Annotated in this window: 8 protein-coding genes and 1 tRNA gene; 4 read left to right on the top strand and 5 right to left on the bottom strand. The window is 45.2% G+C overall.

What is annotated here, in order from left to right:
• The coding region (locus RYL27_RS09220) for a segregation and condensation protein A (protein ID WP_314966751.1) at positions 1 to 642 on the bottom strand (642 nt) is incomplete at its 3' end.
• A 7-nt stretch (positions 643 to 649) separates the two neighbouring features.
• Positions 650 to 1,537, bottom strand: a complete 888-nt coding sequence (locus RYL27_RS09215) for a metallophosphoesterase (protein WP_314966749.1) — start codon at positions 1,535 to 1,537, stop codon at positions 650 to 652.
• 109 nt (positions 1,538 to 1,646) lie between these two features.
• Between RYL27_RS09215 and RYL27_RS11480 the strand changes: the two genes are divergently transcribed.
• A complete protein-coding gene (locus RYL27_RS11480; protein ID WP_007157869.1) occupies positions 1,647 to 1,844 on the top strand; it encodes a helix-turn-helix domain-containing protein in 198 nt (65 codons plus the stop codon).
• Between the two features lie 126 nt (positions 1,845 to 1,970).
• On the opposite strand, the gene ftsH is transcribed toward RYL27_RS11480, so the two are convergent.
• Complete coding sequence (gene ftsH, locus RYL27_RS09205; RefSeq protein ID WP_314966747.1) at positions 1,971 to 4,238, bottom strand: ATP-dependent zinc metalloprotease FtsH; 2,268 nt, start codon at positions 4,236 to 4,238, stop codon at positions 1,971 to 1,973.
• Positions 4,239 to 4,396: 158 nt separating this feature from the next.
• Positions 4,397 to 5,485 (bottom strand): 3-isopropylmalate dehydrogenase, encoded by a 1,089-nt coding sequence (leuB, locus tag RYL27_RS09200; RefSeq protein ID WP_314329590.1) that lies wholly within the window; start codon positions 5,483 to 5,485, stop codon positions 4,397 to 4,399.
• 253 nt (positions 5,486 to 5,738) lie between these two features.
• On the opposite strand from leuB, the gene uvrB reads away from it, so the two are divergent.
• Positions 5,739 to 7,742 (top strand): excinuclease ABC subunit UvrB, encoded by a 2,004-nt coding sequence (gene uvrB / locus RYL27_RS09195; RefSeq protein WP_314966745.1) that lies wholly within the window; start codon positions 5,739 to 5,741, stop codon positions 7,740 to 7,742.
• A gap of 144 nt (positions 7,743 to 7,886) precedes the next feature.
• Here the strand turns inward: uvrB and RYL27_RS09190 are convergent, their stop codons facing one another.
• Positions 7,887 to 8,744: a MurR/RpiR family transcriptional regulator gene (locus tag RYL27_RS09190; RefSeq protein ID WP_007157873.1), complete on the bottom strand. Its 858-nt coding sequence runs from the start codon at positions 8,742 to 8,744 to the stop codon at positions 7,887 to 7,889.
• Positions 8,745 to 9,019: 275 nt separating this feature from the next.
• Here RYL27_RS09190 and RYL27_RS09185 point away from each other — a divergent pair.
• Positions 9,020 to 9,091, top strand: a tRNA-Arg gene (locus tag RYL27_RS09185).
• A 122-nt stretch (positions 9,092 to 9,213) separates the two neighbouring features.
• Positions 9,214 to 9,396 carry a hypothetical protein gene (locus RYL27_RS09180; RefSeq protein WP_314966743.1) on the top strand — a complete coding sequence of 61 codons (183 nt, stop codon included), beginning with the start codon at positions 9,214 to 9,216 and terminating at the stop codon, positions 9,394 to 9,396.
• The last annotated feature ends 287 nt before the right edge of the window (positions 9,397 to 9,683 follow it).

The following is a 9,683-nucleotide window of genomic DNA, read 5'->3' as shown; positions in this document are numbered from 1 at the left end:
TCCCTGATTTTTATTTACATTTGTGGGGATGTAAAAACGTCCGTGACTTTTCGCATAAGCCAGAATATCCTGCATTTTCCCCTGCAAACTAATCTTTTCCCGCTTAATCTTTCCAAAGTTTGCCCGAAGCTGATCCTTTCTGGCCTCCTTCCGCCTTAAAATCTCCTTCATGGTTTCCCGAAGCCTAAGAATATCCAGCCCCTTCAACAAATCCTCTAAATCCAATGGCGGCTTATACTTTTCCACTTCCTTAGGAATACTGGGTTCCTTTTCGATAATATTGGGGGCGGTTTTTTCCTTTGCTCGTAACATTCCGCTGATTCTTTTATATTTTTTGTATTCTAAAAGTCTCTGTACCAGCTCTTCTCTGGGGTCTACTTCCTCCCCTTCCTCTTCTTCCTTCTTCGGCAGCAGCATTCTGGCCTTCATTTCCAGAAGCGTCACCGCCATCAAGAGGAAGGCGGAAACGATTTCCAGATCCTCTTCCTCCAGCGCCTTCATATATTCCAGATACTGCTCTGTGATTTCCGAAATCGGAATATCATAGATATCGATTTTATTTTTTTCAATAAGGTGGAGCAATAAGTCCAGCGGCCCCTCAAAGGCATCCAGCTTATAAAAAATCACCTTTTCTTCCATCATTTTCTCCTTAAGCTTCTCCCATCGGAAGAATATCAAAGCAAGCCAGCTCCGGGAAGTTTGCCAGGCGCACATTGATACTGTGGGTGCCCAGTCCCCTTCCGGTAAAATGCCATTGTCCCCCTACTTTTCGTAAACCTCTTGGGTTTCGCACAAAAAACTTATACTGTGGGGTCATCAAAGCAAAGCCCGGGAAGCCGATGGCTCCTCCGTGAAAATGTCCGGACAGCACCAAATCCACCGGCAAGGCCTCCATTTCCTCCTGGTAAAAGGGGCTGTGCATTAAGGCAATGCGAAAAATATTTTTAGGCTGTTCCTCCCGGGTAGCTCCTATAGCCTTTTCCCAATTTTTCTTATCCTCTTCCCCTAAGGGCTTTTTCTTCTTCCAAAGCAGAGGCCGGTAATAAGATAAATCCAAGGACAAGCCGCTAAGCTCTAAATCCTGAGCTAAAAGCACTGAACGATTCTCTAAAAGCTCCACCTTTTCCAAAGCCTTCCGAAAAGCCTGCTGCTTTCCCTGAAACTCCTCCTTACTAAACAGCTTTTCCTCATGGTTTCCAAAGGCATAGTAAAGAGGGTATTTTTCTGCTAAAGCATACAGCAAACGGCAGGAATTTTCCACCTCATCTCTCTCCGCCGTTTTTTCTCCGGAATAGCTGATGGGAAAGTCTCCCCCAATGAAAATCCACCGGGGCTTTAATTCCTCGATTTTTTTCAGTAAAATCCCATTATCCTTTCCAAAGCTCTTGTCATGGAGGTCTGTCAGAAAGAGAAAACGATAGGCCTTCTTTACCTTATCGGTAGAAATCCTATACTTCTCCACTCTGAGTTGATTTCTTTCCCACTGGGAATAGATAAGCAGGAGTAGGGGAAGGATTAAGAGGAAAAGAAAAGTCATTTTGTCTATTCCTTTCTATACGAATCCGCATAATAATGTTAAAATTATACAAGATAGAAGAATTCTTTATATTTTGTCTTCCTTTTTTCTCATTTTAAAAGGAGTATATGTGATTAGTTATGCCCCATTTTGGCGACTGATTGAACGAGAACAAGTGAGCCAATATCGTCTTATTCAAGACCACAAAGTTTCTGCCGCACAGCTGCATCGTTTGAAGAAAAACCTACCGGTCTCTACAGAAACCATACGACAGCTTTGCCTTTTGTTTTCCTGTACTGTTTCAGACATTATGGAAGTACGTCCTTAGAGACCGGGCATAGTCATATATGGTATTTTATCATAGGGAAAAGGTCTGCCAGAGAAGGAACTCTGACAGACCTTTTTCGTACATTTCTTTCAGAAAATGCGGCTTTTCTATAGAAGCGTCTGCCTCTTAGGCTTCGGAGTGTCCTTCCTCTTTGCCCTCATTTTCCTCTGTTCCCTCTTTCCCCTCTGAAGGATTTTCCGGATGATCTCCTTTTCCTTCCTTTTCCTTTACCTCGGCAAAAATCTTCATAAACTCTTTACCGGTAATGGTTTCCTTCTCAATCAGGAACTTTGCGATTTCATCCAGAGCAAAACGATTTTCCAACAAAATCTTCTTGGATTCTTCGTAGCACTCCTTCAAAATGCGTGCCACTTCCTGGTCTACCTCTGTGGCGGTATCGTCTCCGCACTCTAAGACAGCCCGACCTCCAAGGTACATATTTTCCTGTCTTGCCAGTCCCATTAAACCGAACTTCTCGGACATACCGTACTGAGTCACCATGGCTCTGGCAATCTTTGTCGCCTTCTCGATATCATTGCTGGCTCCGGTGGTTACGGTTTCAAAAACGATTTCCTCCGCCGCTCTACCTGCCAGACATTCCACCATCATGGAATGAAGCTCTGCCTTGGTATTCAGATATTTTTCTTCCTCCGGCACCTGCATGACATAGCCTAAGGCTCCCATGGTTCTCGGGACAATGGTGATTTTCTGTACCGGCTCGGAGTCCTTCTGCACCGCAGCCAGAAGGGCGTGTCCTACCTCATGGTAAGAAACAATCTTTCTCTCCTGCTGGGAAAGGATACGGTCCTTCTTTTCCTTACCCACCAAAACCACTTCCACCGCCTCAAACAAATCCTTCTGGCTAACCTTTTCTCTGCCGTTCTTTACCGCAGTGATGGCGGACTCGTTCATCATATTGGCAAGATCCGCTCCTACCGCTCCGCTGGTGGCTAAGGCGATTTCGTCAAAGTCTACGCTGTCATCCAGCCTGATATCCTTGGCATGTACCTTTAAGATATTGACTCTTCCCTTTAAATCAGGCTTTTCTACAATTACTCGACGGTCAAAACGTCCCGGACGGAGCAGAGCCGGATCCAGGATTTCCGGACGGTTGGTAGCTCCCATGACCATGATTCCCTTCCCCGCATCAAAGCCGTCCATTTCGGAAAGGAGCTGATTCAGAGTCTGTTCTCTTTCGTCATTGCCCCCGTAACGGGTATCTCTGGTCTTACCGATGGCATCAATCTCATCAATGAAAATGATGCAAGGCGCAGTCTGGTTTGCCTGCCGGAACAAATCTCTTACACGACTTGCTCCCACACCTACGAACATCTCCACAAAGTCCGAACCGGAAAGAGAATAGAAGGGCACATTGGCCTCTCCTGCCACAGCCTTGGCAAGCAAAGTTTTTCCGGTTCCCGGAGGTCCTACCAAAAGGGCTCCCTTAGGAAGCTTCGCACCGATAGAAGTATATTTTGTGGGATTATGCAGGAAGTCTACGATTTCCACAAGGCTTTCCTTCGCCTCATCCTCACCTGCCACATCCTTAAAGCTAATGCCGGTGTCCTTCTGCATATACATCTTCGCCTTGGACTTTCCTACTCCGGAGAATCCTCCCCCGGAGGTTCCCATCTTCTTCACCATGGCGTTCATCAGAATAATCAGGAAAACAAAGGGCAGTACAATGCTGACAATAATCTGCATCAAAAAGGCGGAATTATCCGGTCTCTTTCTGTAAATCTCCACATTGTGTCTATAGAGCCGCTCCACTAAAGATGCGGCATCCGCATTGACCGGCACCACATAGTAGACTCTGCTTTCTCCCTGAGTCAGCCCGGAAGAGCCGTCGGATCCTGCATTATTTCTCCTCTTCAAATGATTCTTTAAAATCATCCCCAGGATAGTTTCCCAAGAGGTTCTCTCGGAAATATCTTCCTTAAAATAAACCTCTTCCGTTTTTACACCGCCCTCTTGGAGACCTTCCTCATTATTCTTAGAGGAATCTTGCGCCAGTGAGGAATTCTGTTCAGAGAAAGAATTTTCTTCCTTTGACGTATCAAAGTTTAAGGACTTTCCTTCATCATCATCCCTGGCAATGCCTTCCTTCTCCTCTTTACTTGGATTTTCCTTCGGCTGCTCTGTCTTCACTCTGCTCTTGGGATAAACCGTAATCTGTCCGTCTCCCCACTCTACCTTGGCCACCAAATCCTGATCCACCATAGAAAGAAAACGACTATAGCTTAATTCCTGAGACATGCCCTTGGTCATAAAACGCTGGGCTACCGTATATATAAAGAAGGTTACTGTTGCCGCTATTAAAACGATGAGAACCGTCTGCCCCCAGTTAGAGAAGCCTCCATTCTCACCGCCTTTAAAATCATTATTATTATCCATTCCACTCTCCTTATTCTCATGGCTTACGCCGTTCTACCATTATACGGAGAGCCCCCACATAAAGCAAGGCAAATCGGAGTCGCTACAAGCTTTTTCCGTTTTGCCTATTTTTTTAAGATTTTCTATTATTTTTTTTGACAAACAAGGTTCCTAGAACTTTACAGCTGAGCCACTACGAAATCCCCCATTTCCGAACAGGACAAAAGCTTTTCTCCTTCTTTTCCGGAGAAGATATCCTTGGTTCTGCCCCCCAGTGCCAATACCTTTTCCACGGCATTTTCCACTCTTTTTGCCGCCTTCTTCTCCCCCAGAGAAATTTCCAGCAGCATTGCTGCGGATAGAATGGTAGCTAAGGGATTGGCGATATTCTGTCCTGCAATATCCGGAGCAGAGCCGCCGCTGGGCTCGTAAAGCCCAAAGGCATTTTCCCCTAAGGAAGCAGAGGGAAGCATGCCCAAAGAGCCGGCAATCTCCGCCATCTCATCGGAAAGGATGTCTCCGAACATATTTTCGGTAACAATCACGGAAAAATTTCTCGGATTTCTAACAAGCTCCATGGCAGTGGAATCCACTAAGGCATGGCGAAGCTCCACCTCCTTCTCTTCCTCTCCCAGCTTTGTGAAAATCTTTCTCCAAAGTCTGGAGCTATCCAAAACATTGGCCTTATCCACGGAGCAAAGCTTGCCGCCCCTTGCCTTTGCCAGGGAAAATGCAATACGTCCGATTCTTTCGATTTCATGGGCCCGATAAATCAGCTCGTCTCTGGCCACCTCTTCTCCATTTTCCTCGGTAATGGAGCGCTTTCCGAAGTACAAGCCCCCGGTAAGCTCTCGAATCATCATAATGTCAAAGCCATCCCCAATGATTTCTTCCTTCAAAGGACAGGCATCCCGAAGCTCCTTGTAAAGCTTAGCAGGGCGCAAGTTACAGAAAAGGCCCAGCTGCTTCCGAAGAGAAAGAAGACCTGCCTCAGGGCGTTTTTCCACCGGCAAAGAATACCAGGGGGATACGCCTACCTTTCCCCCAATGCTTCCCATCAGCACCGCTTCAGAAGCTTTGCAAGCCTCTAAAGTATCCTCCGGCAAAGGCTCTCCATACAAGTCAATGGCTGCACCGCCAAAGGCTTTTTCGGTGAACTTAAGGCTAAAGTCCTCCAGCTCCGCTATTTTTTCCAATACCTTTCTGGCCTCTCTTACAATCTCCGGTCCGATTCCGTCCCCCGGCAACGTACAAATGGAATACTGCATCTTCGCTCCTTTCTCTTCTAACACTTTTTCACTGTTGAATGCTTGTCCTCCAAAGACGCAAGACTCTATAGCTACTAAATGCTTGCTCTCCTAGGGCGCAAGACTCTCCCGCCGATAAACCCTGCATTATATTCCCCTCTATTCTACTGTAAATTTCTTTTTTAACGTATATGAATTTGCTATACTAGAAATAACGTGCTTTTTTAGCTTTAGAAATCTGTATCAACTACACATTTTTTAAAAGAGGAATTTTATGGATAGATCACAACTTACAGGAGAATTTAAACTGCATTCGGATTACGCCCCCATGGGGGACCAGCCTGCTGCCATTGAAAAACTGGTGAAGGGCTTACAGGAGGGAAACCAGTTTGAAACCCTGCTGGGTGTCACCGGCTCCGGAAAAACCTTTACCATGGCCAATGTGATTCAACAAATCCAAAAGCCCACCCTCATCATTTCCCATAACAAGACTCTGGCGGCACAGCTTTACTCCGAGATGAAGGAATTTTTCCCGGAAAATGCAGTGGAATACTTCGTTTCCTACTACGATTACTACCAGCCGGAGGCCTATGTTCCCAGCACCGACACCTATATTGAGAAGGATTCGGACATCAACGAGGAAATCGACAAATTACGAAACTCTGCCATGGCAGCCCTTTCCGAGCGTAAGGACGTGGTGGTGGTGGCTTCCGTTTCCTGCATCTACGGTTTGGGAGCCCCCACGGAATATTTAAACATGGCCATTTCCCTCCGTCCCGGACAGATGCGGGATAGGGATGAATTGATTAAAAACCTGGTGGAAATCCAGTACAACCGAAACGATATGGATTTTCGCCGTGGAACCTTCCGAGTAAAGGGGGATATTGTAGACATTTTCCCCGCATCCGAAGGTGAGCAGGCCTATCGCATCCAGTTTTTCGGAGACGAAATCGAGGAAATTCAGCTGATTGATGCCCTCACCGGAAAGGGCAAGGCAAAGCTTGAGCACTGCATGGTCTTCCCTGCCACCCCCTACGTTATTCCTATGGAAAAAATGAAGATTGCCTGCAAAAACATTTTGGAAGAGCTGGATGAGCGGGTAGCCTATTTTAAGAGTGAAGAAAAGCTTTTGGAAGCCCAGCGTATTTCCGAGCGAACCAACTTTGATGTGGAAATGATTCGGGAAACCGGGGTTTGTTCCGGTATTGAGAACTACACCAGACACTTAAACTTTGCCCAGCCCGGAGAGCCTCCCTACACCCTAATGGACTACTTTCCGGAGGATTACCTGATTATTGTGGACGAGAGCCATATCAGTCTGCCCCAGATTCGGGGAATGTATAACGGAAATCTATCCCGAAAAACCACTCTGGTGGACTTCGGATTCCGTCTTCCCTCTGCTCTGGATAATAGACCTTTAAATTTCAGCGAATTTGAAGGAAAAATCAACCAAATGCTCTTCGTTTCCGCAACTCCCGGAGAGTACGAGGCGGAGCATGAAATCCTAAGGGCTGAGCAGATTATCCGTCCTACAGGACTTTTGGATCCGGAAATCGTGGTACGCCCCACCAAGGGACAGATTGACGACTTGCTTTCCGAAATCCATAAGGAAACCGACAAGGGCAATAAGATTCTGGTCACCACCCTTACCAAGAAAATGGCAGAGGACCTTACCAAATATTTGCAGGAAGCAAAGGTAAGAGTTAAGTATCTCCACTCCGATATTGATACTTTGGAAAGAGCCGCCATTATCCGAGATATGCGTTTGGATAAGTTTGATGTTTTGGTGGGCATTAACCTGCTTCGAGAAGGACTGGATATTCCGGAGATTACGCTGGTAGCCATTTTGGATGCGGATAAGGAAGGCTTCCTTCGTTCCGAAACCTCTTTGATTCAGACCGTTGGTCGTGCCGCTCGAAATTCCGAAGGCCACGTTATCATGTATGCGGATACCATTACCGACTCCATGAGGCGTACCATTGACGAAACCAAGAGAAGACGTTCGATTCAGGAAGAATACAACAAAGCCCACAGCATCACCCCCACCACCATCAAGAAGGCGGTTCGAGATTTGATTGCCATCTCCAAGGTACTTCGGGATGATGAGAAGGGCTTCCAAAAGGATGTGGAATCCATGTCTAAGGCAGAGATTGAAAAGATGATTCGTGAGTTTAGTAAGAAAATGCGGGCAGCCGCTGCAGAGTTAAACTTCGAAGATGCCGCACTATATCGTGACAAGATTCAAGAGCTTCGGGACAGTTTAGAGAAAAACGGATAAGATAGTTTCAAAGGATAATAGGTCTGAAATCGGAGTATTCTCTCCCCTATTTCAGACCTATTTTTTATAAAGACATGAATCATATCAAACTATTATGATTATGGGAACTATAGCTTTGACAGTCTATTCCTCTGACCGCTTCCTTTAATTTCTATCTTTGATAGCCACAGTGGTTTTTTCCAGAATCTGATTACAATACTCGTAATGTCTCCGATAATACTCGGTGTACATTATGTCTACCAAAAAGAGCTGACTGATTTCTGCGGAGGTGGAGCCCTTCTGCAGAGAACCCACATTGGCTCCGCAAAGCAATAAAATATCCGTATAATCCGTAAGCTCTGACTTCTGGAAACGGGTGATGGATACCACAGTGGCTCCGGACTCCTTCGCCAGCTTTGCGATCTCCACGATGTCTCTGGTCGCACCGGAATAGGAGAAAATCACGGCCACATCTCCTCTTTCCATGGTTGCTGCACTCATCAGCTGCTGACTTACCATCTCCGAACAATAAACCTTCGGCTCAATACGATGGAACTTATTCATCGCCTTCATCGCGGTCAGCATGGAAGCGCCAACACCGAAGAACAGAATCCGTTTTGCCTTGGAAAGGGCATTCATAGCCTCCGTAACCTTGTTAAAATCCAAGAGAGAATGAGTCTCCTTAATGGAATCAATGGTTTCTTCCAAAACCTTTCCGGCAAGCTCCGCAATATTGTTATCCTGTAAAGAAACATTGCCTCCATCTCCCTCCTTGCTTTCCTTTCCATTTCCACGCATGGACAGAGAAAGAGTCATCTTAAATTCCTGGTAGCCCTTCACATTCATAGTTTTACAAAACCGGAAAACAGAAGTATCCCCCACCTTACAGGTTTCCGCCAAATCCGAAATAGACATAAACAGAACCTGATCGGGATTTTGTAAAATATAGTCCGCTACCTTCTTCTCTGCTTTGGTAAATTGGTTGTAAGCAGAGCGTATTTTCGTCAAAAAATCTTCCTGCATAGACTCACCCCTTCTGAAATTGTACAATATGATTATTATAGCAAATGGGAAATTTTTTTCAATAAGCAGTGGGTAAATGAATAGAAATTTTTTCTTTTTTCTTTTGACAAGGCATAGTGAAGTTTTCTACTACAGGAATGCAATGAACTTTCTCGATAAACCATAGTGAAGTTTATCTGCTATTCCCTTGAATTTTTTATCGGAATGTTCTATACTTTTGAAGTTATCACCATTGTTATAGACTGATTTAAGCTCTGTAGCTTTGGCAAATAATTGCCCCCGTAGCTTAATGGATAGAGCGCTGGCCTCCGACGCCAGTAGTGGCGGTTCGAGTCCGTTCGGGAGCATAGGGAAAAAGGAGCTATAAAAATCAAAAATTTTTTTTGATTTTCACAGCTCCTTTTTTGTACCTTTAATTGTTGTAATATACAACACATTTCCTATACTTTTATAAAAGGAGGTATGGTTTATGTCTATCACGAAAAAAACAAGAGTATTTGCAAAAATAGAGAAAAAGTCCATCCCCATTCAAGAAGAAATGTCGAATGATACCTTTCATGCCATGATGACTACAGGCTATTCTCAAGCATTAAAGGATGATTCACAGCCCATGGATGAAGTAATTAAAGAGTTGGAAGAGGGCTTATCATGACTACGTATCAAGAAGTCAACGCATCAGGCGAAAAAATAGCAAAGCTACTGTGAAAATCAAATTAATGAAGAAATTTTCGGCAATATAGGTCTGAATTAGGGGTAGTCTAAGCCCGTCAGTACTTACTGAAAGCGAGTAAAGCGAAGCTTGAAGTTAGTGCTGATAAGGAGGTGCTATTCATCAGAATAGCACCTCCTGTACTTAGACCAACTTCCGAAGGAAGTTGCTTGCGATCGAGTAGGAGGCGGCGACTAACCGCCGTCCTCTCACAGCACTGTACGTACGGT

The sequence above is a fragment of the Oribacterium sinus genome, assembly GCF_963537195.1.
Lineage (GTDB): Bacteria > Bacillota > Clostridia > Lachnospirales > Lachnospiraceae > Oribacterium > Oribacterium sinus_A.
Note: the sequence above shows the minus strand (reverse complement) of the source record. Positions and strands in the feature narration are given on the sequence as shown.

Excerpts from the sequence above, each read along its gene's own strand:
- RYL27_RS09215 (WP_314966749.1), bottom strand. The coding sequence starts at position 1,537 with ATGACTTTTCTTTTCCTCTTAATCCTTCCCCTACTCCTGCTTATCTAT.
- ftsH (WP_314966747.1), bottom strand. The coding sequence starts at position 4,238 with ATGGATAATAATAATGATTTTAAAGGCGGTGAGAATGGAGGCTTCTCT.
- leuB (WP_314329590.1), bottom strand. The coding sequence starts at position 5,485 with ATGCAGTATTCCATTTGTACGTTGCCGGGGGACGGAATCGGACCGGAG.
- uvrB (WP_314966745.1), top strand. The coding sequence starts at position 5,739 with ATGGATAGATCACAACTTACAGGAGAATTTAAACTGCATTCGGATTAC.
- RYL27_RS09190 (WP_007157873.1), bottom strand. The coding sequence starts at position 8,744 with ATGCAGGAAGATTTTTTGACGAAAATACGCTCTGCTTACAACCAATTT.
- RYL27_RS09180 (WP_314966743.1), top strand. The coding sequence starts at position 9,214 with ATGTCTATCACGAAAAAAACAAGAGTATTTGCAAAAATAGAGAAAAAG.